The organism is Pseudomonas sp. P1.31, assembly GCF_001269815.1.
Taxonomy (GTDB): Bacteria; Pseudomonadota; Gammaproteobacteria; order Pseudomonadales; family Pseudomonadaceae; genus Aquipseudomonas; species Aquipseudomonas rustica.
This window is the reverse complement of the sequence record NZ_LHVN01000008.1, coordinates 1-24253: the sequence shown is the minus strand read 5'-3', so window position 1 is coordinate 24253 and position 24253 is coordinate 1. Positions and strand designations below refer to the sequence as shown.

The window sequence follows — 24253 nt, the reverse complement described above, 5'->3', positions numbered from 1 at the left end:
GTAGCAACATGGAAATACGGGAACGACCATTCGCGCCGCACATGGAGCAGTTATTTCCCCGCAGTCCCACTAGAATGCATGCCATCGGGCCACTGCCAACGGAACTGCCATGCCGCATCGATCTGCGCTGTACTCCCAACGCTCGCTGGTACTCACGCTGATCGCCCTGCTCGGCGCCGGTTTCCTTGCCACGTCCCTGCTGAGCTACTACGCCTCGCGCGCCTCGATCCGCGACAACATCGTCAACACCGAGCTGCCGCTGACCTCCGACACGGTCTACTCGGAAATCCAGAAAGACCTCGTCCGACCGATCCTGATTTCCTCGATGATGTCCCGCGACACCTTCATGCGCGACTGGGTGGTCAACGGCGAACAAAACCCCGAGCAAATGACCCGCTACCTCAACGAGGTCATGACCCATTACGGCGCCTACACCGCGTTTTTCGTCTCCAACAGCACCCTCACCTACTACCACGCCAAAGGCGTGCTCAAGCAGATCAAAGTCGAAGAACCGCGCGACGCCTGGTACTTCCGTGTGCGCGACATGAAGGATCCGTACGAGATCAACGTCGACCCCGATCTGGCCAACAAGGACAACCTGACCTTCTTCATCAACTACAAAGTCTACGACTACCACGAGCGTTTCATCGGCGCGGCCGGCGTCGGTTTGACCGTCGACGCAGTGATCAAGTTGATCGACAAATACCAGCAGCGCTATCAACGCAGCGTGTACTTTGTCGACACCTTCGGCCGACTGGTGTTGACCGGCGCCGAGGGCGGCCCGGAAGGCGCGCACATCGGCCAGAGTCTTGGCGAAATCGAGAGCATGAAAAGTCTGGTCAGTCAGTTGCCGAAACCGCACAGCGGCAGCTACGAGTATTCCGCTGAAGGCCAGGGGCATTTTCTCAACGTGCGCTTCATTCCCGAGCTGAACTGGTACCTGTTCGTCGATAAACGCGAAGACGGTGCGTTGAACGAAATCCGTCAGTCGCTCTATCTCAATCTGTTGATCTGCTTGCTGGTGACGCTGAGCGTGTTGGCGTTGCTCAACCGCGTGATCAAACGCTATCAGCGCAAAATCCAGGCGCAGGCGACGCTCGACAGCCTCACCGAACTGCCCAACCGTCGCGGCTTCGACCTGCTCGCCGCGCAAGCCCTGCACGAAGCGCAACGCGAGACCAAACCGCTGACGGCGTTGCTGATCGACCTCGATCACTTTAAAGCGCTGAACGACACGTACGGGCACATGGCTGGTGACCAGGTGTTGATTGGCTTCGCCCGCGATCTGCAAAGTTGCCTGCGCCACGCCGACATCGTCTGCCGTTGGGGCGGTGAGGAATTTATCGTGTTGCTGAAGGACACCGACGGCGACACCGGTCAGAACATCGCCGAGAAAATTCGCCAGCACGTCGAACAACAGGAATATGCCTACAACGGTCACACCCTGAATCTGACGGTGAGCATCGGCGCCACCACCCTGCAACGCGATGACACCTTGCACAGTCTGCTGTCGCGGGCCGATCATGCGATGTACCGGGCCAAACAAACCGGCCGCAACCGCACCTGCGTGGAAATGCCTCACTCGACTTATGCCTGATTCCGACGTTAAACCCGACCATTGCCCGGCCTGCGGCGCCCGCAACGACTGCAGCCTGGCCGACCCGCGCACTGCCGACCGCGAGTGCTGGTGCTACGGCGTGAGCATCGACCCGGCCGTGCTCGAAGCGCTGCCGCCAGCACTGCGCAACCAATCCTGCCTGTGCCCGCGTTGCGCGCAGGTCGAGGCGCAACTGCAAGCGGCCAAGCGGCCGATCCCGTAAGATGCGCGCCCCTTCATTGATCGAACACTGAACATGCGCGTCGACCGTTTCCTCAGCAATCTACCGCGCTTCAACCGTCAGCAGGTGCGCCTGTTGCTGGTGGAAAAGCGCGTGCGGATTGACGGAAAAGTCGTCAGCGATCCGCACAGCGAGGTGCTGGAATTCAGTCGCGTAGAGGTTGATGACGAAGTGCTGCAAGTCGGCAAACCGGCACGCTATTTCATGCTGCACAAACCGCCCGGTTGCGTCAGCGCCACCCGCGATCCGCAGCATCCGACTGTGCTCGACCTGATCGATGAACCGGACAAGGACGACCTGCATATCGCCGGGCGCCTGGACTTCAACACCACCGGCCTGATGCTGATCACCAACGACGGCGCGTGGTCGCGACGCCTGACTCAACCGCAGACCAAACTGCCGAAGGTCTATTACGTCGAGACCGAGCAGGAAATTGGCGCGGAATATGCGATCACCTTTGCCGAGGGGATTTACTTCGCGTTCGAGGATCTGACCACGCAGCCGGCGCAACTGGAGCTGCTCGGCCCATGCTCGGCGCGGCTGAGCATCGTCGAGGGGCGTTACCATCAGGTGAAGCGCATGTTTGGTTTCTTCAACAACAAAGTCCTGCGCTTGCACCGTGAATCCATGGGGCTGTTGCAGCTTGATGACGCGCTAAAACCGGGCGAATACCGCGCTTTGCGCACCGAAGAGATTCATTTGTTCTAAGCCCGCGACCGCTCAGCAGAAGTTGTCGAACAATTTACCAACGGCACTTGCGCGATCCTGCCTCCCCTGCTTGAATCAGGACGTCGGCCGAAATATGACCGACGAGTCACAACATACTTCCAAGAAACTTTTTGTCGGTCGTCAGCCCCAAGGGCTGCGCCTCAGCCGACAAACTGCCCGCCAATAACAATACCCGTCGACCTGCCTTATCGGATCGACATGGGCCAAGCAAATTCCAGGCGTATGCCTACCTGTCACAAAGCTCGTGCAATCTCACCATTGCGCGCATACCCGCTTGCTTGCCAGGAGTCTTATGACATGAGGCCAGAAATCGCTGTGCTGGATATACAGGGTCAGTATCGGGTTTACACGGAGTTCTATCGCGCAGACGCCGCAGAAAAGACCATCATTCTGGTCAACGGCTCGATGGCCACGACTGCGTCGTTTGCACAAACCGTGAAGAACCTGCACCCGCAATTCAACGTGGTCTGCTACGACCAGCCCTACGCGGGTCGGTCAAAAGCCCACAACCGCCACGAGAAACATCTGACAAAGGAAGTCGAAGGGCAAATCCTGTTGGAGCTGATTGACCACTTTGGCGCAGAGCACGTGCTGTCGTTTTCCTGGGGCGGTGCTGCGACTCTGGTCGCCCTCGCCCACCAGCCTCGGCGTATCGAACGGGCGGTGATCAGCTCGTTCTCGCCGGTGATCAACGCGCACATGCTCGACTACCTTGAACGTGGCGTCGACTACCTCGGCCAGCGCGACGGCGACCGCGTCGGCCATCTGGTCAACGACACCATTGGCAAACATTTGCCTTCGCTGTTCAAGCGCTTCAATTATCGCCACGTCAGCAGCCTGGCCGAGCACGAATACGGGCAGATGCATTTCCACATCAGCGACGTGCTACACAGCGACCGGCAGTGCTACTTGAACGCGGCGAAAAAGATCAACGTGCCAGTGCTGTTTTTAAACGGCGAATGGGACGAATACACCGCCGCCGACGATGCGCGCCTGTTCGGCAACCACGTGGCGCAGAGCACCTTCACCACCCTGCAAGCCACCGGGCATTTTCTCGATATGGAGCACAAAGCGGCGTGCCGCGATAGCCAGAACGCCTTGCTCGGCTTTCTGAAACCGGCGCAGCAGACCAGCCGAACGCGTTACTCGTTTGTTCAGGATCAACATGCATTGGCTATTTGAAAAAGTGTCGTCGCGCGCGAGCCTGCGGGGTTGAGCTTTTGATTTGCGACCCGCAGTGCTCTCCCGCGATTGACCGTTTTCAACGATTCAAAGGCTTATTTTGCAAAAGAAACTTCAAATCCGTGGCCGAGTCTGGTACAAAGTCAGCCGCTCTGAGCGGGTATAGTTTAATGGTAGAACAGTAGCTTCCCAAGCTTCCGACGAGGGTTCGATTCCCTCTACCCGCTCCAATCAAATTTTGTCTCACGTCGTGATTTTTTGACGGGGGATGCAGGAATACAGAAAACCGGCCTATAGGGCCGGTTTTTTTGTGTCCGGGGTTTGTAGAGTTCGATATTCCGTAGGTTTTCTCTCCTCGCCTCGTCTTGTCACTCCTTGCAAAACAAACCTCGGTTTTCTAGTTCAGATGCCTTCTAACCTGAAGCTGGGGCTGCTACCTCGCCCTGTTCCTTTGACATCAGTGATTGCATCACTGGACATTGACGACTAACATCTCCCAAAACGGGAGGATGCATGGATGCGGATAATGGCAAGATCAACTTTGCGGCAATTCTGGGAAAGCCATCCTGCTTTCGCTGACTCCGAGACACCGCTTGTTGAATGGTATCGCCACATGGAAAAGGCCGAATACCGTACGCCACAGGCAGTAAAAGCCGAACTGAGAACCGCAAGCGTCCTTAAAGGCGCGAGAGTGGTGTTCAATATCGGCGGTAACAAGTATCGAGTGATTTTGGCGATCGACTATCAACGGCAGCTCGGCCTCATCCGCTTCGTTGGCAGCCATGCCCAATATGACCAGATCAACGCGGAGACCGTGTAATGAACATCAAGCCCATTCGGAGTCCGGAAGACCTCGCCGCCGCGTTTGCACGCATGGAGCAACTGTGGGGCGCCGAACTCAATTCGCCTGAGGGCGACGAGCTGGAAATTCTCGCATTGCTGATCGAGAAGTACGAAGACCAGCATTTTCCAATGCCACCTTCCGATCCGATTGAAGCGATTAAATTTCGCATGGAACAGCAGGGGTTGACGCCACGTGATCTGGAACCGTTCATTGGCACCAGTGGACGCGTATCCGAGGTATTGAATCGCAAGCGCAAACTGAGCCTGTCGATGATCAAGCGCTTGCATGAAGGCTTGCGAATCCCCTACGAGAGCTTGCTTGCAGGGGCTTGAATGCTTCTGGCTGCAAGATAAACCGGTTTTAACGGCCGGTTTTTTTGTGTTTGGGGTTTGGTAAAAACTCGAGCGCAAATCCTTGAAACACACCCTCCTTACCCTCCCCTGAGCCTTACCTAGACTGCACTAAGCCGATGCGCCCATCAAAGGACGATGACCGCACAGGGATTAGCATGTTGATCACAATAATTCAGTAGGCATAGTAACCACCAAGCACACCACAAGGAGGTGTTGTGAATAGCCGTTTTTTAATCGGCCAACTCGTCGCAGACGGTTGGTATCTGGTGCGGATCAGAGGCAGTCACCATCACTTCAAGCATCCGAGCAAACCCGGATTGGTCACTGTGCCGCATCCGAAGAAGGATCTTGCTCAAAAAAACGGCCATCCGTATTTTGCAGCAGGCGCTGCTTTGACTCACTCAGTCAGTTGCGCCATGGAGGACAACACACATGCTTTATCCGATTGCGATTTCAATAGGTGATGACGAACACGCCTGGGGCGTGGAAGTGCCGGACATTCCTGGCTGTTTTTCCGCAGGTGATGACCTCGACGATGCTGTCGCCATGGCTCGCGAAGCGATCGAAGGCCATTTCGAGATTCTGGCCGAGGACGGTGCGCCTATCCCGTCCGCCAGCAAACTGGGCGTGAATGTGGCCAATCCGAAATACGCCGGTTGCGCGTGGGCGGTGGTGGACATCGACGTGGTCAAATATTTGGGCAAAGCCCAGAAGCTCAACATCACCCTGCCGGGGCACCTGCTTAATCGTATTGATGAGTATGTGTTGCACCATCCGGAAGAAAAGAGCCGCTCGGGGTTTCTCGCGTCGGCGGCTTTGAAGGTGTTGCAGCAGGGTTGAATTCGTCTTTGTCTTAACGGGTATTGGAACTGAGCCATTCACTGCGACGACATTTTGAAAGAGTACTCATCCCATGACGCAAAACATCTACGACGATCCCGAGTTTTTCCAGGGCTACAGCCAGATGAACCGCTCCATCGGCGGGCTTGATGCCGCGCCGGAATGGCCGGCACTCAGAGCGTTGCTGCCGGCCATGCATGGTTTGAATGTGGTCGATCTGGGTTGTGGTTATGGCTGGTTCAGCCGTTGGGCCAGTGAGAGCGGCGCCGCCAATGTGCTGGGTCTGGATGTTTCGGAGAAGATGCTGGAGCGCGCGCGGCAGACAACGGTGGCGACGAATATCCGTTATGAACGTGCCGATCTTGAGCAGCTCGACCTGCCGGTTTGCAGTGTTGATCTGGCGTACAGTTCACTGGCGCTGCACTACATCAAGAACTTGTCGGGGCTGTTTGCTCATCTGTATGCGGCGTTGAAACCGGGCGCGCACTTTGTGTTTTCCATCGAGCATCCGATTTTTATGGCCCCGCGTAATCCGGGGTGGCTGGTTGATAGCGAGGGCAACAAGCGTTGGCCGCTGGACAGTTATCAGATGGAAGGTGAGCGGGTGACCCATTGGTTGGCCGAGGGCGTGATCAAGCAGCATCGTACGATCGGGACGCTGCTCAATTCGTTGATTGAGGCGGGGTTCACTATTCGTCATGTCAATGAATGGGGGCCGAGTGATGCCGAGGTGGCGGCGCAACCGGCGCTGGCGGAAGAGCGGGAGCGGCCGATGATGATGCTGGTCGCGGTGCAGCGTTGAATGGATTCAACCTTGGAATAGCCCCTCACCCTAGCCCTCTCCCAGAGGGAGAAGGAACTGACCGAAGAACCGTCCGAAGCTACGCCGACCTGCGATATCGAGCCGAACTCAGGATCTGAAAAGCCCCAAAATCAGCCCCCTCTCCCTTGGGAGAGGGCTGGGGTGAGGGGCTCGCCGGACGTAACGCCGCCGCTCTCCAGTCGAACAACGCATTCGTTCGTTTCAGCGAGTCGCGACGATAAACAACCGCGGAAACGGCAACAGCACCGACCCATCCGCCAACGCCGGATAAGCCTTCGCGACTTCCCTCAGGTATTGCTCCAGATATTCCGCCCGCTCCGCTTCAGTCAGCGGACTCAAAAACGGAATCAACCCGCTACCCTTGAACCACTCAACCACCCCTGCCGCGCCACCCGACAATTGATGGTGATACGTCGTGCGCCAGACATCGACCCGCGCACAATGCGGCCGCAGCATCGAGAAATAATCGCTGGCACTCGCCATGTCCGTTCGCTGCCCCGCCGCGCCGGCGAGCTTTGCGGCCCACGGGCCATTGGCGGCGACTTCACGCATCAAGCGATGGGATGGTTCATTGAGGTTATCCGGCATCTGAATCGCCAGACTGCCGCCCGCCGACAACTTACGAGCCAACGCCGGCAGCAACGTCGCGTGATCCGGCACCCACTGCAACACGGCATTGGCGAAGATCACATCAAACGGCCCGGCGTCCGCCCATCGATCAATCTCTGCCACCTCGAACTGCAACTGCGGTAAACGCTTGCGTGCCGCGTCGATCATGTCCGGCGAGCTGTCCAGCCCGCAGACCTGCGCCTCAGGAAAACGCTGCAGCAGAAGCTCCGTCGAATTGCCCGGGCCACAACCGATATCAACTACCGATCGCGCTTCTGCCGTGGGAATCGCCGCCAGCAGATCGCGGGCCGGACGGGTGCGTTCATCTTCGAAAGCGACGTATTGCTTGGCGGACCAACTCATTGCGTTCTCCTGTAAGGCGTTTGCTTCAAAACCTGGAAAAAACAGCTGCCGCTACCATACCGTGATCCAACTGGCCGGCGCTGCCCTACCAACGTCCGGTTCCATTCGCTGATTTGTAATTAGAATTTTCACAACGCCGTCAGTGTCTGAATTTCATGCACTCCCCCCAATAAGGAATACGGCTATGAAATTCGCGAAGATTTCCCAGAAGCTTGCTCTGTGGGCCGGTAGCCCGAAGACGTTTATGGGGGCGTTGATCCTGATTGGGCTGTGGGGGTTGAGCGGGCCGATCTTTAATTACAACGATACGTGGCAACTGATCATCAACACCTCGACCACGATCATCACGTTTCTGATGGTATTTCTGATCCAGAACACGCAGAACCGTGACACCGACATTCTGCATTTGAAGATTGATGAGTTGCTGCTGGTGACCAAGGAAGCGCAGAACGCGATGCTCGGGCTGGAAGCGCTGGATTTGAAGCAACTGGAGGCGTTGCGCAGGCATTACCGCTCGTTGGGCGAGGGCGAGGTGTTTAACCTTGAAGGGCTGGGTGGGAAGAGCAAGTCGAAGCAGGATTTGAATGAGTGCTAGGTTTATCGGGCGAATAAAAACACTTGTGGCGAGGGGATTTATCCCCGTTGGGCTGCGAAGCAGCCCCATTTCTTGCTGCCGAATTCAACCTGACACACTGCATTGAATGGTTTAACGACTGCTGCGCAGCCGAGCGGGGATAAATCCCCTCGCCACAGGGAATCTGTGTTGTCTGTGAGATTAGCGGCTGGCCTGTAAGGCTCTCGCCATTTCCAGGTGATTCTGCAGTTTCGGCAGGGTCTCGTCGGCGAAGGCTTTGATCTCCGGCACATCAGTGGTCTGCGCTTCCTGCTCGATCTGCTGAATGGCCTCTTCGGTGGCTTTGACCTGACTCGCGGCATAGGCCTGGTCAAACGTCGCGCCGTCCTTCACCTCTGGAATCAGCTCTTTAGCCTTGTCGGCGATTTCTTCGCGCGGCGCGATCGGCAGGTCGAGCTTCTTGGCAATTTTCGCCAGATGCTGATTGGCGGTGGTGCGGTCATTGATGACGACGATGGTGTAATCCTTGACCTCTTTGGATTCAGTTTTCCCGTGGGCCAAGCGGCTGGCTTCGATATCAGCCATGCCTTTGGCCGACGCATCGTTGATGAAATCGGCAGGCGACTGGGCAAAAGCACTGGTGGCGCACAGGCTCAACAGCGAAACAACACTCAAATTGCGTAAACGGGTGGCCATCCGGCTCATGGTCGCGCCCTCCTTTTCTCAAAATTCAAGCGGGAGCTTACGCCCCCGCCTCTCAATCAAAACGACTTCACTGACTACTTCGATTTCTGACCGGGCTTGCGGCCCATTTCTGTTTTCGCAGGGTCTTTGTCGACAGTCGTTGTAGTGGTTTTCCCACCTTTGCGACCGGCTTCAGACGCCTTCGTTCGATCGTTAGCGAAGTTTCCCGAGTTCGAGTTTCTTGAATTAGGCATGATTCTCTACCTCTTGGTAATGATCGTGGCGAGCAGGTGCCCGCCTAGATTGAGAATTTTCTGTCCAGCAAAGGTTTAGAAAAGTTGTCGATGCACTGACGAACGGTGGAGCGCAATCAGCTAATGCAGCGCCCGATGATTGCCGCGCTGCGCGATGTACAGTCACCCTCAAGCCTTGTTCGGCATCAGCCCCGGCAACGCATGCACCAACGCGTTGATGGCGAAACCGATGAACATCACCCCGCACAACCGGGTGATCAGCAACTCGTGGCGCTGATACAGCGTGCGCACCCGCTGCGCGCCGACAACACCGATGAGAATAGCGTAGGCGAGCAGCCCGCCAAGGAAGCTCAGGGCGATCAGCGCCGGCAGCATTGACCAGTTGAGCAGCTCGGCACGGCTCGACAGCAGCGCAGTAAACGTCGCCACCGCCACCGGGTAGGCTTTGGGATTGGTCAGCCCGAACAGAATGCCGTGCCAAAATGGATTGCGCGCCGCGCCCTGCGGTTCGTCCGCATTGCGTCGCTGCGCCCGCACCGCGCGCCAGCCGAGCCAAAACAAGTACAGACCGCTGAGCACGCCGAGCACGTCAAACGCCGTACTGCCGATTTCACGCGCGCCAACAATCGCGATCAGCGCCGTACTGCACCAGACCACATCGCCGAGCAGATGCCCGCAGAGAAACCCCGCCCCGGCCCGTCGCCCATGGGCCGCGCCAATACCGAACACCGCCAGCACACCCGGCCCCGGCGTGATGCCGTAAATGAAACCCGAGGCCAGAACGGCCATTAGCAACGATAGAGTCATGGAAAACCTGCAAGCGCCAGAACACGTGGCGGCCAGTCTATATCAGCCGATTGCGCCTGATCACTGCCCGTCGTAAAAACGCATGCCGGTGTACGGTTTCTGCCGACACGCTGCGAGTCGCGAGGCCAGATCGCCGACGTGAGCTTCGAGCTTGTGGCCATCAGGATCGAGGAAGTAGAACGACGCACCTTCGCTGCGGTTATCGCGCCATTCCCGCACGTTTGCTGCTTTTAGCGTTTGTACGAATAACGCAAAATCCGCAGCGTTGAGGCTGAAGGCGTAATGGGTGTAGTCGGCGCCCGGCTCGCTAGTGCGTAATGGATCGAGCGACAGGCAGAGCCACAGTCCCGGAAGCGAAAGATAGGCACCGGCGTCCCACGTCGCCTCGACGCGCAACTGCAATACGTCACGATAAAACGCCAGACTGCGGTTCAGATCGCTGACGGCGAGGGTCAGGTGGTTGAGGCCGGTGAGCATCGGTTCAGTAACCTCTGAGGTATTCGGAAGTAAGGTTCAGACTTCACTGCCACGTCCCGTTCCTTGATGACTGTTCAGCCGCGCACTATCCCCTCCTCAATCTTCCGATTCAACCAATTCAACGCTTGATCCCCACCCCGTCGCTTGTGCCAGGCCAGCACAAACGTAAACGGCGGAATATCAAACGGTGGCGGCACAACAATCAAATCCCCATGCCCCAAATCGCGCACGCTGCGCGATGACACCGTGAGAATCAAATCCGTGCCACTGATCAACTGCGGCGCGACGTTCCAGTGCGGCAGGCTGATCGCGACGCGACGGCGTTCGCGCAGGGAGGTCAGGGCTCGCTCGATTTCCGGTGTGCCGCTGCCGCGCATTTCCAGCAAGACATGCGGGCGCGACAGGTAGGTGGGCAGATCGAGCACGCCGTTGGCCGGCAAGGTCTGGCGGTCGAGCAGGCAGACGTAGCGTTCTTCGAACAGCAGCGTGCTGCGCAATTCGTGGGGCATTTCCGGGAAGACGCCGGCGGCGAGGTCGATATCGCCATTGAGCACGCCTTCGAGCATGCCTTCGCGGCTGGCGTGGCTGATTTGCAGGTCGATGCCCGGCGCTTCGCGGCGCAGGGTCCGGATCAGATCGGGGAGGATGATCGCCGCGCCGTAGTCCGACATCGCTACGCGAAAGGTGCGTCGGGCGCTGGCGGGATCGAAGGTGTTTGGTGCCAGCAGCGATTGCACTTGAGCGAGTGCTTCAGCGAGCGGTGCGACCAGTTCCAGCGCTCGCGCAGTGGGCGCCAGAGTTGCGCCGGCGCGCACCAGCAGCGGGTCGCCGAGCAAATCACGCAGACGCGCTAGCGCATGGCTGACAGCCGGTTGGCTGAGGTGCAGGCGCTCGGCGGCGCGGGTGACGTGTTGCTCGCTGAGCAAGGCGTCGAGGATCACCAGCAGGTTGAGGTCGATGCGGCGCAGATCATTCATTTGATGCATGTTCTGGATGACGAAACGGAATTTAAATCTGCGCGACGAATACTCTAGAGTCCAGCAAAACCTGTTGGAGAATGATCATGAGTACGTTGCAGTGGGCCGGTCTGTTGGCGTTGGCCGCGTTTGCCGGGGCGGTGGTGCCGTTTCAGAGCGCGATCAACAGCAACCTGGCGCGCGGATTGGGCCATCCATTGTGGGCGACGTTGGCGTCGTTGTTGGTGAGTGTGCTGGTGTTGCTGCCGGTGATTTTGGCGTTGCGGTTGCCGCTGCCGTCGCTGGCGTTTATCAGCAAGGCGCCGCTGTGGATGTGGGCGGGTGGCGCGTTTGGGGTTTGTTTTGTGGCGCTGGCGGTGGTGTTGCTGCCTAAGCTCGGGGCTTCGGGGTTTGTGGCGATGGCGCTGGCGGGTCAGGTGCTGGCGTCGATGCTGCTGGATCACTTTGGCTTGTTTGGGTTGGTGGAGAAACAGCTGACGTTGCCGCGGGTGTTTGGCGCGGTGTTGTTGATTGCGGGGGTGGTGTTGATTCAGTTTGGCAACTCGCCGGGAAGAGTTTTGGCACCGCAATAAAGATCAAAAGATCGCAGCCTTCGGCAGCTCCTACAGGATTGGATTCGCACTCTGTAGGAGCTGCCGAAGGCTGCGATCATTTCAGCGGTTCAGTACTTATCGAGCGTGCGCAATTTCTGCGGCAACCCCCACAGCAACAACGCCGCTGCGATCAACGCCGCCACGCCAATGACATACAGCGCTGGCGTGGTGCTGCCGGTGAGATCCTTGATCCGCCCGACCATCACCGGGCTGACGATGCCGCCGAACTGCCCCAGCGTATTGATCACCGCGATCCCGCCCGCCGCACCTGCGCCGGCACCGGCCAGCAACTTCGGTGGCAGCGTCCAGAAGCTTGGAATAGCGGCGATGATGCCGGCGCCGAGCAAGCCGAGGGCGACGATCAGGAACGTGGTGTGATCGGCGAAAATCCCCGCACTGAAGAACCCTATCGCGCCAACCACCACCAACCCCGCGACAAACTTGCGGCGCTCGCCGGTTGCGTCCGACAACCGCCCGATCACGATCATGGTGATCGCACCGCAGATGTACGGAATGGCGGTCAGTAGACCGATCATCACCGGGCTCTCGGTGCCCGCGCTGCGGATCAGTTGTGGCGCCCAGAAATTCAGTCCGTAAGACGCGACCTGAATCAGAAAGTAGATCAGACCCAAGGTCAGAAACCCCGGAATCCGTAGCGCCGCCAGCAACGAACCGCCGCTCTTGTGCGGTTCGTGATGGGCAATGCGGCTGGACAGCAATTTTTTCTCGTCAGCGGTCAGCCAGTGCGCGTCCTCGATGCGATCCTTGAGCAGCATCAGCACCAGAAACCCGAGGCCGATGCATGGCAGACCACCGAGCAGAAACAGCCAATGCCAGCCGCGCATTTGCAGAACGCCGTCGAGGTGTTCCAGCACCAGCCCGGAGAACGGTGCGCCGACCAGACCGGCAAACGCCGAGGCCAGAAACAGCATCGAGGTGATGCGTCCACGGAAGTGCTGCGGGAACCACAGCGTCAGGTAATACAACACGCCCGGCGCAAAACCGGCTTCCATCGCGCCGATCAAAAAGCGCAGCGCGTAGAACTGCCATTCGCTGGTGACGAAGACCATCAGCGCCGTCGCCACGCCCCACGACATCATGATCCGCGCGATCCAGCGGCGGGCGCCGACCTTGTAGAGCATCATGTTGCTCGGCACTTCGAACAGCACGTAACCGACCACGAACAGCCCGGCACCGAGGCCGTAAGCGGTGTCGCTCAGACTCAGGTCGGCTTGCAGCTGGAACTTGGCGAAGCTGATGTTGATGCGGTCGAAAAAGGCGAACAGGTAGCAGACCATGATCAACGGCATCAGGCGCCAGGCGACTTTGCTGACCAGGGCTTTTTCGGCGTCGTGATCGACAGACGAGCTCGCGCCCGCCTCCATTACATTGAGGCTCATAGCTTTTCTCCAGGCGGACTGCCGGTGGGCGTCCGATTGTTTTTGTTGTCTGGTTATGACGCTGTTCCTGTAGGAGCCGAGCTTGCTCGCGAAGGCGTCAGGGCAGTCGCATCACTGCTGAATGACACACCGCGTTCGCGAGCAAGCTTTGCTCCTACAGAGGGGGATTCAGGTGGGGATCGGGTGCAGGTCGCAATTGCGTCCGGCCTTGGCCAGTTGGCCGGGGACTTCGTGGCCGAGGAGATCCGGCAATCCGCGCGAGAGCTTCAACAGCAGCGGCAAGTCGACGCCGGTATGAATGCCGATTTCATCGCACAAATTCACCAAGTCTTCAGTGCAAATATTGCCCGACGCCCCCGGTGCAAACGGACAGCCACCAAGACCGCCCAGCGCTGCATCGAAACGTCGGGCGCCAGCCTCGTATGCCGCCAGCACGTTGCACAACCCCAAACCCCGGGTGTTGTGGAAATGCAGGGTCAGATCCGCCACCGAAACCCGCTGCAAAACCCGCCGTACCAAGCGATCCACCTGGCGCGGATTGGCCATGCCGGTGGTGTCGGCGAGGGTGATGCCTTGAATGCCCAGTTCCTGATAAGCGTCGACAATCTGCAGCACGCGATCCTCGTCAATCTTGCCTTCGAACGGGCAACCGAACGTCGTCGCGATACTGCCGTTGAGCCGCACGCCCGAGCCATCGGCAAAAGCAACAATGTCGGCAAACGCCGCCAGCGAATCCTCGCAACGCATGCGCATGTTGGCGAGGTTGTGGCTCTGGCTGGCGGACATCACCAGATTCAGCTCATCGGCACCGGCCTCCAGTGCGCGCTGCGCGCCTTTGAGATTGGGGATCAGCGCGACGTAAATCACCTGCGGTTGACGCTGAATGCCTTGGAACACCTGCTCGCCATCACGCAGCGCCGGAATGGCTTTCGGCGACACAAACGAACCGGCTTCGATGCGGCTGAAACCCGCCAGCGACAGTTGATCGATGAGGGCGATTTTGTCGACGGTTTCCACCCACGTCGGCTCGATCTGCAAGCCATCGCGAGGCGAGACTTCCTGGACGATCAAGGTTTGCGAATAGTCGGAAATCATTGCACTACTCCCTGGCTTTTCAGGCGTTCGATGTCGAGTTCAGTCAGGCCGAGACCGGCGAGAATACCGTCGGTGTGCTGGCCGAGTGTCGGCCCCGACCAGTTCACGCCACCGGGGGTTTCCGAGAGTTTCGGCACGATGCCGGGCATCTTCACGGTTGCGCCGCCGGGCAGTTCGGCGTCGAGCAGCATGCCGCGCGCCTGATAGTGCGGATCGGCGACGATGTCGGCCACCGAATAGATGCGCCCGGCCGGGACTTCGGCAGCTTCGAGGGCGGCGAGCACGTCGTTGATCGGCAGGCTGCTCGTCCAGTGAGTGATCGCGGCGTCGAGCATGCCACTCTTGGCCGCACGGCCGTCGTTGTGGGCGAATTCTTCGGCGTCAGCCAGATCATCGCGACCGATCGTTTGCATCAACCGCTTGTAGATCGGATCGCTGTTGCCGGCGATTACCACGTAAGCGCCGTCAGCCGTAAGGTACGTGTTGGACGGTGCGATGCCCGGCAACGCGCCGCCGCTGCGTTCGCGAACGTGGCCGAGCATGTCGTATTCCGGCACCAGACTTTCCATGACGTTGAACACACTTTCGGCCAGCGACACATCGACGATCTGCCCACCGCCCTGCCCGGTTTTGACCCGCAGCAGCGACATCAACGCGCCGATTACTGCGTGCAAGGAGGCCAGCGAATCGCCGAGGCTGACGCCCACTCGCGCCGGCGGCGAACCGGGGGTGCCGGTGGTGTAGCGGATGCCGCCCATCGCCTCGCCGATCGCACCGAAACCGGGGCGATCGCGGTAGGGGCCGGTCTGGCCGTAACCGGAAATGCGCACGAGCGTGAGGTTGGGATTGAGCGCGTGGAGTACGTCCCAGCCGAGGCCGAGTTTTTCCAGCGCGCCGGGGCGCAGGTTTTCGATGATCACGTCGGCGTCGGTCGCCAGTTGTTTGACCAGTTCGATGCCTTCCGGGGATTTCAGATTGAGCGCCAGCGACTGCTTGTTGCGCGATTGCAGGTACCACCACAGCGACGTGCCTTCGTGCAGCTTGCGCCATTTGCGCAGCGGGTCGCCCTGACCCATGGCTTCGATCTTGATCACCTCGGCGCCGAACTCGGCAAGCATGCGCGCGGCAAACGGCGCGGCGATCAGGGTGCCGATTTCGATCACTTTGATCGCACTCAGGGGGGCAGTCATCGCGGGGTACCTCTTGTTCTTGGAATATGCCGGCAAGACTAGAGGTGCGATGGTGGAAGAATCCAACCTTCGTTCGGCAAAGGGCGTTCGCGAAATGCGAACGCACCGCCCCTGTAGGAGCTGCCGAAGGCTGCGATCTTTTGATCTTGCTCTTAAAACAACAGATCAAAAGATCGCAGCCTTCGGCAGCTCCTACAGGGGGTATCTGCGACACAAATGATAGGTATGTCAGCCACGCAAATGCTCAAACAACAACCGGCTCACCGGCGACAACCCCGCCTCATCGCGCACCACCACAATCAACGCGCGATCCGACCAGTCATCGGTCAACGGCACCGCGTGCAGCCCCAGCGCCTGGCCGAACAACTCATACGCCCGCTGCGGCAAAATCCCGATGCCCATGTTGGCCTGCACCATCCGGCACACCGCATCAAACCCCGGCACATGAATGCGAATGCGCAGCACCTTGCCCGCCTGCCGCGCCGCCGCGTGGGTGCGCATGTTGATCGAACTGGCCGCGTGCAAACCGACGTAATCACTGTCCAGCGTTTCGGCAAACGCCACCGATTCACGCGCGGCCAACGGATGCTCCGGCAACATCACCACCACCAGTTTGTCCTCGCGGTACAGCACGCTGTGCAGGCCCTTGATGTCGCTGTCGTTGGAACAAATACCGAGATCCGCGACGCCATCGAGCACACCCTGAATCACCCCGGCACTGGGCCGTTCTTCAAGGTCAGTCTTGACCTGCGCATGTCGCGCGGAAAAGTCGCGCAAGTCTTCCGGCAGAAACTGGATGATCGCCGAGAGGTTCGCCAGCATGCGCACATAGCCGCGCACACCGTGGCTGTGCTCGCCCAGTTCCAGGCCCATCTTCTCGACGTTAAACAACATCTGCCGCGCATGGTGCAGCAGCGTTTCCCCCGCCGGCGTCAGCGTCATGCCCTTGGCCTGGCGCACGAACAGGCTGATGCCCAGCGCCTCTTCCAGCTCCATCAAGCGCTTGCTCGCCGCCGACACCGCGATGGCTTCGCGCGCGGCGGCGCGGGTCAGCGTGCCCTCTTCATGCACGGCGACAAACAGTTGCAGGGTGATCAGGTCGAGGCGGCGAATCAGGCTTTTTTGCAGCATGGAAGTCTCGCTGGCGGGGACATTCGAGTCGGCAGGATAGCCCGGTTTTCGTTGAAGTCAGACATGTGATTAATCCGCCGACGTTCGTGGCTTCGCCCTACAAACAAAACTCTATCGCCTCTCAGGATTCGCGGAATCGGCCTATTTTTGTCCGACTTTTCGCTCTGTAAAGTCTGGCAACACACACAAATTGCAACACCCCATGGATCGCTACGCTCAAGGAATGTCGCCTGTGAATCTTCCGTTGCACACCCCGAATCTGTATTCCAATTTCCGCAAGATCATCGCCCTCGCCGACTACGATTGGGACATCGCCGAACAGGGCAAAGTCGCCGGTCTCAATGTCGAAGTAAAAAGCCCCAACCACCTGCTCGATCAGTACGGGCGTGAATTCCATCACTTCTGCACGACCTCTTATCTGGGGCTCGATCATCACCCGGCCCTGCTCGAAGGCGCCATCGCTGCCCTCCGTGAAACCGGTAGTTTGCGCGTCGCAAATTCGAAGAACCGCTGCAAATTGGCGATTCTCGAGCAGTACGAAAACGAGTTGTCGCAACTCTTTGATACGGTCTGTCTGAGCACTTTGTCTTGCAGCGCCGCCAGTGCGGGGATCCTGCCGTTGCTGGCCAGCGGCATCTTCACCGAAGGTCAGCCGCCGGTGATGGTCTTCGACCGCCACGCGCACTACTCGATGAATCATTTGAAAGCTGCGTGCGCCGATGAAACCCGCGTGGTCACCGCGCCGCACAACGACATGGATTTTCTCGAACGCGCCTGCCAGCAACATGGCCGCGTGGCGTATGTCGCCGACGGCGCGTACAGCATGGGCGGCGTCGCCAACATGGAAGGTCTGTTGTATCTGAAGGATCGCTACGGGCTGTTTCTGTATATGGATGATTCCCACGCCTTGTCGGCGGTCGGCCAGCACGGCGCGGGCCTTGTGCGGCCACGGGTGGCGGCGCTGGAAGAGGATTGCCTGATCGTCGCGTCGCTGGCCAAGTCGTTCGGCGCCAGCGGCGGCTTGGTGATGTTGGGCAATCAGCGACAGAAAACCCTGATCCAGCGTTACGGCGGGCCGAGCAACTGGTCGCAGAGTCTCAACTGCGCGGCGATCGGTGCCGGCAGAGCGTCGATCCGCCTGCACCGCAGCGCCGAATTCGCCGCGCTGCAAAGCAACCTTCAGGCTAATATCCGCCTCTTCGACAGCCTGATCAGCACCGATCAATGCCACAGCAACATGGCCATCCGCTTGATCAAATGCGGGCAGGCGGCGGTGGCCAATCAAGTGGCCAGCGAATTGGCCGAACAGGGATTTTTCACCAGTGCGGTGTTTTTTCCGGTGGTTGCACAAGGCAAGGCAGCCATCCGCATTACGCTGCGCGCCGACATGCCGCCAGCGCTTATTCGGCGCTTCTGCGAACTGATCACCGAGCTGTTGCGCACCCACCGTTGTGATCTCGACGACTGAAAACAGGGACGAATCATGAACGCCAGCGTCACTCTCCTGATCACCTGTAGCACGGTTTTTCTCGCCCAGTTGGGCATGAGTATTTATTTGCCGGCGCTGCCGGAAATCGCCCGCTATCTGGCGGCGGATCCTGCGCAGGTGTCGTGGGGCTTGTCGCTGTACCTGATCGGCATGGCGCTGCCGATGTTGTTCTGGGGCAGTCTGGCCCAGCGCATCGGCCGCAAACCGGTGTTGCTGGCGGCGCTGGCGATTTACGGCCTGGCCAATCTGGCCTTGCCGCTGGGTTCGACGCTTGAGTGGTTTTTGCTGCTGCGACTGCTGCAAGGCATCGGTGCAAGCGGTATTTCGGTGATGGCGCGGGTGCTGATCCGCGACAGCTTTCGCGGCGATCTGCTGGCCAAGGCGTTGTCGTGGATTTCGATCTCGTTCGTAGTGGCGCTGGGCATCGGCCAATACTTGGGCTCGATCATCGAGGTGACGCTGGGCTGGCAGGCGATTTTCTACCTGCTCGGCGTGGTCTGCCTGGTGATGGCGCTGATCGTTTCGCGGGTGGCTTTCCCTGCCGTCGCTGACGAACCGATCAGCGCCTCATCGTGGTCGGCTTATCGGCAGATTCTGCTGCATCGGGCATTTCTTTTGCCGGCGCTGGCCGGTGGTTTGGGCTACGGCGTGATCATCGCCTTCAACACCGCAGCGCCGCTGGTTTTGCAGGGGCCGTTCGCCTGGTCGACGGTGGATTACGGTTTGCTCGGCTGGCCAATCAGCGCGGCGTATTTTCTGGGTGCGCTGGCGGTCAATCACTTCGTGTTGCGCACCGGTCAGGCGTGGTTGATGACCGTTGGCGTCGGTCTGGTGCTGGCCGGTAGCGGCGTGATGTTGCTGGGCAGTCTGGCGGCCAGTTCCATCGCGCTACTGTTTTGGCTGCCGTATTGCGTGGCGGTGTTCGGGCAGTCGTTGAACTACCCGATCAGCCTGTCACGCGCCAACGATGGCGCGCCGATTGCCGGTGCTTATGCGATGGCACTGAGCGGTTTTATCCATCAATTGATGGCGGCGATCATCGGCGCGATGGCCAGTCTGATCGCCAGTCCACAGGCTTGGCCGTTATCGTTGCTGTGCACGTTGCTGGCCGTCGGCGCGATGCTCTGCGTGAAGTTCGCGCCGGGGGATGGCAAGCGTTAGAAGGCGTTGCGGAAGATTTCCTCGATTTGCCGTTGATCCGCCGCGCGCGGATTGGTAATGCCGCAGGCGTCTTTCAGTGCATTGGTGGCGAGGATCGGGATGTCGCTGAGTTTGGCGCCGAGTTCGCGCAGACCGCTCGGGATGTCGACGTCTTTGGCCAAGGTGCGGATCGCGGTGATCGCCGCTTGCGCGCCCTCCTCGGCGCTGAAACCACGAATGTCGGCACCCATGGCGTGGGCGACATCGGTCAGGCGATCGGCGCAGACCAGCGCGTTGAAGGTCTGCACATGCGGCAGCAACACGGCGTTGCACACGCCGTGGGGCAAGTCGTAGAAACCGCCCAACTGGTGCGCCATCGCATGCACAAAACCGAGCGAGGCGTTGTTGAAAGCCATGCCGGCGAGGAACTGCGCGTAGGCCATGTTCTCCCGCGCGGCGAGATCTGTGCCGTCGCGCACGGCCAGGCGCAGGTTGTTGCTGATCAGGGTGATTGCTTTCAACGCGCAGGCGTCGGTGATCGGATTGGCGGCGGTCGAGACGTAAGCCTCGATGGCGTGGGTCAATGCGTCCATACCAGTCGCGGCGGTCAGGCCTTTGGGCATGGCGACCATCAGTTCCGGGTCGTTGACCGATAGCAGCGGCGTGACGTTGCGGTCGACGATGGCCATTTTCACGTGACGCGATTCGTCGGTAATGATGCAGAAACGGGTCATCTCGCTGGCAGTGCCGGCGGTGGTGTTGATCGCGATCAGCGGCAGTTGTGGCTTGCTCGATTGATCAACACCTTCGTAATCACCGATTTCCCCGCCGTTGGTCGCACACAGGGCAATGCCCTTGGCGCAGTCGTGGGGCGAACCGCCGCCCAGCGACACGACGAAATCGCAGCGGGTTTCCTTGAGCAAACCTAGCCCGGACTCGACGTTGGCGATGCTCGGGTTCGGTTTGGCGCCGTCGAAAATCACCGAATCGATGTCCTGCATCGCCAGCTTCTCGGCGACCATCGTCGCCACGCCGGCCTTGGCCAGCCCCGTGTCGGTGACGATCAGCGCTTTGCGAAAACCGTAGTTGCGGATCGCGACCATGGCTTCGTCGAGGCAGCCGTTGCCCATGATGTTTACCGCCGGAATGAAAAAGGTGCTGGTCATGCGCGCGTCTCCTGACAGGGGCCGAATCGACTGCTGCGATTCAGCGGATAAGCACAGCATCGACCGATCGGTCAGCGCCGATGTTGATCTGGCTCAATGCCCGCTCGTGATAAAGTCGCCGCCCATCAGCCCCTATGTTTTGAGACCGCCTACGCAATGACCGATTTTCTGGATGTCGACGCCAGCCTTGAAGACTGGAACACCCTGCGCGCCGCGACCGAGTTCAACGGCCTGCTGGTGGGCAATGGCGCCAGCCGCGCGGTGTGGGACGATTTCGGCTACGACTCGCTGTTCGAAAACGCCCGCACCGTCGAAGAGAAACCGCTGAGTGCGTCGGAACTGGCGGTGTTCGACGCCATGCAGACGCGCAGTTTCGAGCAGGTGCTCGGCGCGCTGAAAACCACCAGCCGGGTCAACAAGGCGCTGGCCGTCAGCTCCGCCGCCCCGCGCAATCGCTACTACGCCATCAAAGAAGCGCTGATCAACACGGTGCACGCCGTGCACATTCCGTGGCGCCTGGTGAAAGCCTCGACGCTGGCGACGCTGAATGAAGAACTGGCGCGCTATCGCACAGTGTTCACCACCAATTACGACTTGCTCAACTACTGGGCGCTGCAACACCAAAGCGATGCCATCGACGACCTGTTCAACGGCGCCAACGCGAGTTTCGATCTGGCCGAAAGCGCCACTGACAAACCGCGTCTGCTGTACCTGCACGGCGGTCTGCACCTGGTGCGCAATCAGGACGGCACCGCGCGCAAACTGACCTCAACCGAAGGCACGCTGCTCGGCAGCTTCGCGATCAACAATACGATCAAGACGCTGGATGACGTGCCGCTGTTCCTCACCGAAGGGCCGAGTGCGGACAAGCTCAAGACCATTCGCAGTTCGGATTATCTGTCGTTCTGTTATGAGCAATTGCTCGGGCATGGCGACAGTTTGTGCATCTTTGGCCACGCGTTGGCCGAGCAGGATGCGCACATTGTGCGGGCGCTACGCTTGGCGAAACCGAAGACTGTGGCCATCTCGATTTATCCGCGCAGTGCGGCGTTTGTGCAGCATCAGAAGCGGCACTACGCGCAGGTGTTTGAGGGGACGGGGGTTGAGTTGCGGTTTTTTGATGCGAAGACGCATGCGCTGGGCAGTCCGAAATTGTCGGTGCCGGTCGAGGTTTGATGTAAGCCGCACCGACGCCTTCGCGAGCAAGCTCTGCTCCTACAGGGATCGCATTCCTTCTGTAGGAGCAAAGCTTGCTCGCGAAGCTTTTATCAATCCTCAGCGCTGTGCACCACCACCAGCAACTGCGCCTGCAACTCCCCCACCGATCGGATTCGGTGCGGTTTCTGTGCATTGAAGTGCAGCGCATCGCCGCGTTGCAGCAGCACTTTCTCGTTCATGAAATCCACTTCAACTTGCCCTTCGTGAACGAACAAAAACTCCTCGCCCAGATGCTCCTTGAAGGTCTTGTCGCTGAATTCGCTCGGCGGATAGATGATGAACGGCAGCAAATTGCGCTCGCTGACCTGATGCGCCAGCACCGCATACCCCGGGCTCTGATCATTCGCCGCCAGTGACTGCCGCTCGTGGCTGCGCACCAGGCTGTAGCTGTCGAGGCTGACGTTGTCTTCCGAGAACAATTCCTCGACCTTCACGTTCAGCGCTTTCGCCAGTTTCAACGCGGCGGCAATCGACGGGGTGTTCAGCCCGCGCTCGACTTTCGACAGATAACTCTTGGTCATGCCGGATTTTTCGGCCAGTGCCTCAAGGGTTACGCCAAGTTTTTTTCTCAATAATTTCAAACGGATAGACATGCGCAGCGGTTATTCCATCAAGGAAGCGACAATTTGTGCTTGCCAATGACACTTTGTGTCATATAGCCTCTTTCGTGTCATTTGCAATCACCCAAAGGACACAGACATGGCCAAGACATTAGCACTACCCAAAGACCAACTGGTCAAACAAGCGCTGACCCAGATGCAAAAAAGCCTTGCGGATAATACGTGGACAGACCGGCAAAAGCTGGCTTTGACTTGCCGGATTCTTTTCGAAAACGGTCACGACTCCGGCCTGGCCGGACAAATCACTGCCCGTGGCCCGCAGCCCGGCACCTATTACACTCAGCAATTGGGCCTGGGTTTCGACGAAATCACCGCGAGCAACCTGCTGCTGGTCAACGAGGATCTGGAGGTTCTCGAAGGTCACGGCATGGCCAACCCGGCCAACCGTTTTCACAGCTGGGTGTACCGCGCTCGCCCGGACGTGAACTGCATCATCCACACGCATCCGACGCACGTTGCCGCGCTGTCGATGCTGGAAGTGCCGCTGCAGATTTCGCACATGGATCTGTGCCCGCTGTACGACGACTGTGCGTTTCTCGAAGGCTGGCCGGGCGTGCCGGTGGGCAATGAAGAAGGCGAGTTGATCGCCGGTGCGCTGGGCGACAAACGCGCGATTTTGCTTTCGCACCACGGTCAGCTGTCGACCGGCACGACGATTGAAGAGGCGTGTGTCATCGCCCAATTGATCGAACGTGCGGCGAGGTTGCAGTTGCTGGCGATGGCGGCAGGCACGATCAAACCGATCATCCCCGCGCTGGGCCGCGAAGCCCATGACTGGATCGCCAAGCCGAAACGCCACGCCGCCGCCTTCAACTATTACGCTCGGCAGAACCTGCGCCAACACGCCGATTGCCTGAACTGAAACCTCATTACGGAGACGCTCCCATGTCCAACATTCACGGCATCATCGGCTACACCATCACCCCGTTCAGCGCCAATGGCGAAGGGCTCGATCTGCCAGCACTCGGCCAATCGATCGACCGCCTGATCGCCAGCGGCGTCCACGCCATCGCACCATTGGGCAGCACCGGCGAAGGCGCGTACCTGAGCGATTCGGAGTGGGATCAAGTTGCTGAATTCAGTATCAAGCACGTGGCCAAACGTGTGCCGACCATCGTCAGCGTGTCCGACCTGACCACCGCCAAAGCCGTGCGCCGCGCACGCTTCGCCGAAGCTCATGGCGCCGACGTGGTGATGGTGCTGCCGGCCTCGTACTGGAAACTCACCGAAGCGGAAATCCTCTCCCACTACCGCGCGATCGGCGAGAGCATCGGCGTGCCGATCATGCTCTACAACAACCCGGCCACCAGCGGCACCGACATGTCGGTCGAGCTGATTCTGCGCATCGTCAATGCCGTGGAAAACGTGACCATGGTCAAGGAGAGCACCGGCGACATTCAGCGCATGCACAAGCTGCAATTGCTCGGCGAAGGCCAGGTGCCGTTCTACAACGGCTGCAATCCGCTGGCACTGGAAGCATTCGCGGCCGGGGCGAAGGGCTGGTGCACGGCAGCGCCGAATCTGATTCCGCAGTTGAATCTGGATCTGTATGAAGCAGCGATGGCGGGCGATCTGGATCGCGCGCGGGATCTGTTTTATCGCCAGTTGCCGCTGCTGGACTTCATTCTGAAGGGCGGCTTGCCGGCGACGATCAAGGCCGGGTTACGCCAAACCGGGCTGGAGGTGGGTGATCCACGCCTGCCGGTATTTGCATTGAGCGCGGCAGGCCAGACCCAACTACAAGCAATCCTGAAAACCCTGCGCTGATCCCCCGGCAATCAAAACCCCTGTAGGAGCTGCGGCACGCTGCGATCTTTTGATTTTGATCTTCTAAAAATCAAGATCAAAAGATCGCAG

General features: G+C 59.2%; 27 protein-coding genes, 1 tRNA gene and 1 pseudogene. 17 read left to right on the top strand and 12 right to left on the bottom strand.

What is annotated here, in order from left to right:
* Window positions 1-109: 109 nt before the first annotated feature.
* From AD669_RS06590 to AD669_RS06550, 10 genes and pseudogenes are all read left to right on the top strand, one after another.
* Window positions 110-1597, top strand: a complete 1488-nt coding sequence (locus AD669_RS06590) for a sensor domain-containing diguanylate cyclase (protein WP_053118017.1) — start codon at window positions 110-112, stop codon at window positions 1595-1597.
* A complete protein-coding gene (locus AD669_RS06585; protein ID WP_053118015.1) occupies window positions 1590-1820 on the top strand; it encodes a cysteine-rich CWC family protein in 231 nt (76 codons plus the stop codon). Before AD669_RS06590 ends, AD669_RS06585 begins: the two co-directional genes overlap by 8 nt.
* Before the next feature lie 33 nt (window positions 1821-1853).
* Window positions 1854-2546 (top strand): pseudouridine synthase, encoded by a 693-nt coding sequence (locus tag AD669_RS06580; protein ID WP_053118013.1) that lies wholly within the window; start codon window positions 1854-1856, stop codon window positions 2544-2546.
* Between the two features lie 318 nt (window positions 2547-2864).
* Window positions 2865-3749 (top strand): alpha/beta fold hydrolase, encoded by an 885-nt coding sequence (locus tag AD669_RS06575; protein WP_053118011.1) that lies wholly within the window; start codon window positions 2865-2867, stop codon window positions 3747-3749.
* Between the two features lie 156 nt (window positions 3750-3905).
* Window positions 3906-3979, top strand: a tRNA-Gly gene (locus AD669_RS06570).
* A 287-nt stretch (window positions 3980-4266) separates the two neighbouring features.
* Complete coding sequence (locus AD669_RS06565; RefSeq protein ID WP_053118010.1) at window positions 4267-4569, top strand: type II toxin-antitoxin system HigB family toxin; 303 nt, start codon at window positions 4267-4269, stop codon at window positions 4567-4569.
* A complete protein-coding gene (locus AD669_RS06560; RefSeq protein ID WP_053118008.1) occupies window positions 4569-4925 on the top strand; it encodes a type II toxin-antitoxin system HigA family antitoxin in 357 nt (118 codons plus the stop codon). The genes AD669_RS06565 and AD669_RS06560 overlap by 1 nt, the downstream gene beginning before the upstream one ends.
* Before the next feature lie 236 nt (window positions 4926-5161).
* A pseudogene (locus tag AD669_RS27990) lies at window positions 5162-5342 on the top strand (type II toxin-antitoxin system HicA family toxin).
* Window positions 5343-5378: 36 nt separating this feature from the next.
* Window positions 5379-5786, top strand: a complete 408-nt coding sequence (locus tag AD669_RS06555) for a type II toxin-antitoxin system HicB family antitoxin (RefSeq protein WP_053118006.1) — start codon at window positions 5379-5381, stop codon at window positions 5784-5786.
* 73 nt (window positions 5787-5859) lie between these two features.
* Window positions 5860-6588, top strand: coding sequence for a bifunctional 2-polyprenyl-6-hydroxyphenol methylase/3-demethylubiquinol 3-O-methyltransferase UbiG (locus AD669_RS06550; RefSeq protein ID WP_053118004.1), 729 nt, complete (start codon window positions 5860-5862; stop codon window positions 6586-6588).
* A gap of 222 nt (window positions 6589-6810) precedes the next feature.
* On the opposite strand, the gene tam is transcribed toward AD669_RS06550, so the two are convergent.
* Entirely contained in the window at window positions 6811-7626 is an 816-nt protein-coding gene (gene tam, locus AD669_RS06545) for a trans-aconitate 2-methyltransferase (protein ID WP_256218815.1), read from the bottom strand.
* Between the two features lie 139 nt (window positions 7627-7765).
* On the opposite strand from tam, the gene AD669_RS06540 reads away from it, so the two are divergent.
* On the top strand, window positions 7766-8176 hold the full coding sequence (locus AD669_RS06540; protein WP_053118000.1) for a low affinity iron permease family protein: 411 nt from the start codon (window positions 7766-7768) through the stop codon (window positions 8174-8176).
* A gap of 180 nt (window positions 8177-8356) precedes the next feature.
* Here AD669_RS06540 and AD669_RS06535 read toward each other — a convergent pair whose 3' ends face one another.
* The 5 genes from AD669_RS06535 to AD669_RS06520 form a co-directional block, all read right to left on the bottom strand.
* A complete protein-coding gene (locus AD669_RS06535; protein ID WP_053117998.1) occupies window positions 8357-8860 on the bottom strand; it encodes a DUF4142 domain-containing protein in 504 nt (167 codons plus the stop codon).
* Window positions 8861-8934: 74 nt separating this feature from the next.
* Window positions 8935-9093 (bottom strand): KGG domain-containing protein, encoded by a 159-nt coding sequence (locus tag AD669_RS27985; protein ID WP_082341401.1) that lies wholly within the window; start codon window positions 9091-9093, stop codon window positions 8935-8937.
* A 168-nt stretch (window positions 9094-9261) separates the two neighbouring features.
* Window positions 9262-9900 (bottom strand): LysE family translocator, encoded by a 639-nt coding sequence (locus tag AD669_RS06530; RefSeq protein ID WP_053117996.1) that lies wholly within the window; start codon window positions 9898-9900, stop codon window positions 9262-9264.
* Window positions 9901-9960: 60 nt separating this feature from the next.
* On the bottom strand, window positions 9961-10377 hold the full coding sequence (gene fos, locus AD669_RS06525) for a fosfomycin resistance glutathione transferase (RefSeq protein WP_053117993.1): 417 nt from the start codon (window positions 10375-10377) through the stop codon (window positions 9961-9963).
* A gap of 74 nt (window positions 10378-10451) precedes the next feature.
* Window positions 10452-11363: a LysR substrate-binding domain-containing protein gene (locus tag AD669_RS06520; RefSeq protein ID WP_172680084.1), complete on the bottom strand. Its 912-nt coding sequence runs from the start codon at window positions 11361-11363 to the stop codon at window positions 10452-10454.
* 77 nt (window positions 11364-11440) lie between these two features.
* On the opposite strand from AD669_RS06520, the gene AD669_RS06515 reads away from it, so the two are divergent.
* Window positions 11441-11926, top strand: coding sequence for a DMT family transporter (locus AD669_RS06515; RefSeq protein WP_053117990.1), 486 nt, complete (start codon window positions 11441-11443; stop codon window positions 11924-11926).
* Between the two features lie 89 nt (window positions 11927-12015).
* Here the strand turns inward: AD669_RS06515 and AD669_RS06510 are convergent, their stop codons facing one another.
* The 4 genes from AD669_RS06510 to AD669_RS06495 all read right to left on the bottom strand — a co-directional run bounded on the left by AD669_RS06510 (window position 12016) and on the right by AD669_RS06495 (window position 16763).
* On the bottom strand, window positions 12016-13347 hold the full coding sequence (locus AD669_RS06510) for an MFS transporter (RefSeq protein WP_053117988.1): 1332 nt from the start codon (window positions 13345-13347) through the stop codon (window positions 12016-12018).
* Between the two features lie 168 nt (window positions 13348-13515).
* Entirely contained in the window at window positions 13516-14442 is a 927-nt protein-coding gene (locus tag AD669_RS06505) for a hydroxymethylglutaryl-CoA lyase (protein WP_053117986.1), read from the bottom strand.
* Window positions 14439-15632, bottom strand: a complete 1194-nt coding sequence (locus tag AD669_RS06500) for a CaiB/BaiF CoA-transferase family protein (RefSeq protein WP_053117984.1) — start codon at window positions 15630-15632, stop codon at window positions 14439-14441. The genes AD669_RS06505 and AD669_RS06500 overlap by 4 nt, the downstream gene beginning before the upstream one ends.
* A 228-nt stretch (window positions 15633-15860) precedes the next feature.
* Window positions 15861-16763: a LysR family transcriptional regulator gene (locus tag AD669_RS06495; RefSeq protein ID WP_053117982.1), complete on the bottom strand. Its 903-nt coding sequence runs from the start codon at window positions 16761-16763 to the stop codon at window positions 15861-15863.
* Between the two features lie 232 nt (window positions 16764-16995).
* Between AD669_RS06495 and AD669_RS06490 the strand changes: the two genes are divergently transcribed.
* Both AD669_RS06490 and AD669_RS06485 read left to right on the top strand, forming a co-directional pair.
* Window positions 16996-18231 (top strand): aminotransferase class I/II-fold pyridoxal phosphate-dependent enzyme, encoded by a 1236-nt coding sequence (locus AD669_RS06490; RefSeq protein ID WP_256218812.1) that lies wholly within the window; start codon window positions 16996-16998, stop codon window positions 18229-18231.
* Between the two features lie 15 nt (window positions 18232-18246).
* Window positions 18247-19413, top strand: coding sequence for an MFS transporter (locus AD669_RS06485; protein ID WP_053117978.1), 1167 nt, complete (start codon window positions 18247-18249; stop codon window positions 19411-19413).
* Here the strand turns inward: AD669_RS06485 and yiaY are convergent.
* A complete protein-coding gene (gene yiaY / locus AD669_RS06480; protein WP_053117976.1) occupies window positions 19410-20558 on the bottom strand; it encodes an L-threonine dehydrogenase in 1149 nt (382 codons plus the stop codon). The genes AD669_RS06485 and yiaY overlap by 4 nt on opposite strands.
* A 156-nt stretch (window positions 20559-20714) precedes the next feature.
* Between yiaY and AD669_RS06475 the strand changes: the two genes are divergently transcribed.
* Window positions 20715-21734, top strand: a complete 1020-nt coding sequence (locus tag AD669_RS06475; RefSeq protein WP_053117975.1) for a DUF4917 family protein — start codon at window positions 20715-20717, stop codon at window positions 21732-21734.
* 92 nt (window positions 21735-21826) lie between these two features.
* On the opposite strand, the gene AD669_RS06470 is transcribed toward AD669_RS06475, so the two are convergent.
* Window positions 21827-22369, bottom strand: a complete 543-nt coding sequence (locus AD669_RS06470) for a helix-turn-helix domain-containing protein (RefSeq protein ID WP_053117973.1) — start codon at window positions 22367-22369, stop codon at window positions 21827-21829.
* A 106-nt stretch (window positions 22370-22475) separates the two neighbouring features.
* Here AD669_RS06470 and AD669_RS06465 point away from each other — a divergent pair, with 106 nt between their 5' ends.
* Complete coding sequence (locus AD669_RS06465; RefSeq protein ID WP_053117971.1) at window positions 22476-23258, top strand: aldolase; 783 nt, start codon at window positions 22476-22478, stop codon at window positions 23256-23258.
* Between the two features lie 23 nt (window positions 23259-23281).
* Window positions 23282-24163 carry a dihydrodipicolinate synthase family protein gene (locus AD669_RS06460; protein WP_053117969.1) on the top strand — a complete coding sequence of 294 codons (882 nt, stop codon included), beginning with the start codon at window positions 23282-23284 and terminating at the stop codon, window positions 24161-24163.
* Window positions 24164-24253: the final 90 nt, after the last annotated feature.

Coding starts and splice junctions, on each gene's coding strand:
- AD669_RS06500 (WP_053117984.1), bottom strand. CDS start 15,632: ATGACTGCCCCCCTGAGTGCGATCAAAGTGATCGAAATCGGCACCCTG.
- AD669_RS06505 (WP_053117986.1), bottom strand. CDS start 14,442: ATGATTTCCGACTATTCGCAAACCTTGATCGTCCAGGAAGTCTCGCCT.
- AD669_RS06565 (WP_053118010.1), top strand. CDS start 4,267: ATGCGGATAATGGCAAGATCAACTTTGCGGCAATTCTGGGAAAGCCAT.
- AD669_RS06575 (WP_053118011.1), top strand. CDS start 2,865: ATGAGGCCAGAAATCGCTGTGCTGGATATACAGGGTCAGTATCGGGTT.
- AD669_RS06560 (WP_053118008.1), top strand. CDS start 4,569: ATGAACATCAAGCCCATTCGGAGTCCGGAAGACCTCGCCGCCGCGTTT.
- AD669_RS06515 (WP_053117990.1), top strand. CDS start 11,441: ATGAGTACGTTGCAGTGGGCCGGTCTGTTGGCGTTGGCCGCGTTTGCC.
- AD669_RS06540 (WP_053118000.1), top strand. CDS start 7,766: ATGAAATTCGCGAAGATTTCCCAGAAGCTTGCTCTGTGGGCCGGTAGC.
- AD669_RS06590 (WP_053118017.1), top strand. CDS start 110: ATGCCGCATCGATCTGCGCTGTACTCCCAACGCTCGCTGGTACTCACG.
- AD669_RS06520 (WP_172680084.1), bottom strand. CDS start 11,363: ATGCATCAAATGAATGATCTGCGCCGCATCGACCTCAACCTGCTGGTG.
- AD669_RS06555 (WP_053118006.1), top strand. CDS start 5,379: ATGCTTTATCCGATTGCGATTTCAATAGGTGATGACGAACACGCCTGG.
- AD669_RS06585 (WP_053118015.1), top strand. CDS start 1,590: ATGCCTGATTCCGACGTTAAACCCGACCATTGCCCGGCCTGCGGCGCC.
- yiaY (WP_053117976.1), bottom strand. CDS start 20,558: ATGACCAGCACCTTTTTCATTCCGGCGGTAAACATCATGGGCAACGGC.
- AD669_RS06580 (WP_053118013.1), top strand. CDS start 1,854: ATGCGCGTCGACCGTTTCCTCAGCAATCTACCGCGCTTCAACCGTCAG.
- AD669_RS06475 (WP_053117975.1), top strand. CDS start 20,715: ATGACCGATTTTCTGGATGTCGACGCCAGCCTTGAAGACTGGAACACC.
- AD669_RS06485 (WP_053117978.1), top strand. CDS start 18,247: ATGAACGCCAGCGTCACTCTCCTGATCACCTGTAGCACGGTTTTTCTC.
- AD669_RS06550 (WP_053118004.1), top strand. CDS start 5,860: ATGACGCAAAACATCTACGACGATCCCGAGTTTTTCCAGGGCTACAGC.
- AD669_RS06495 (WP_053117982.1), bottom strand. CDS start 16,763: ATGCTGCAAAAAAGCCTGATTCGCCGCCTCGACCTGATCACCCTGCAA.
- AD669_RS06470 (WP_053117973.1), bottom strand. CDS start 22,369: ATGTCTATCCGTTTGAAATTATTGAGAAAAAAACTTGGCGTAACCCTT.
- AD669_RS06535 (WP_053117998.1), bottom strand. CDS start 8,860: ATGAGCCGGATGGCCACCCGTTTACGCAATTTGAGTGTTGTTTCGCTG.
- AD669_RS06530 (WP_053117996.1), bottom strand. CDS start 9,900: ATGACTCTATCGTTGCTAATGGCCGTTCTGGCCTCGGGTTTCATTTAC.
- AD669_RS27985 (WP_082341401.1), bottom strand. CDS start 9,093: ATGCCTAATTCAAGAAACTCGAACTCGGGAAACTTCGCTAACGATCGA.
- AD669_RS06510 (WP_053117988.1), bottom strand. CDS start 13,347: ATGAGCCTCAATGTAATGGAGGCGGGCGCGAGCTCGTCTGTCGATCAC.
- fos (WP_053117993.1), bottom strand. CDS start 10,377: ATGCTCACCGGCCTCAACCACCTGACCCTCGCCGTCAGCGATCTGAAC.
- AD669_RS06460 (WP_053117969.1), top strand. CDS start 23,282: ATGTCCAACATTCACGGCATCATCGGCTACACCATCACCCCGTTCAGC.
- AD669_RS06465 (WP_053117971.1), top strand. CDS start 22,476: ATGGCCAAGACATTAGCACTACCCAAAGACCAACTGGTCAAACAAGCG.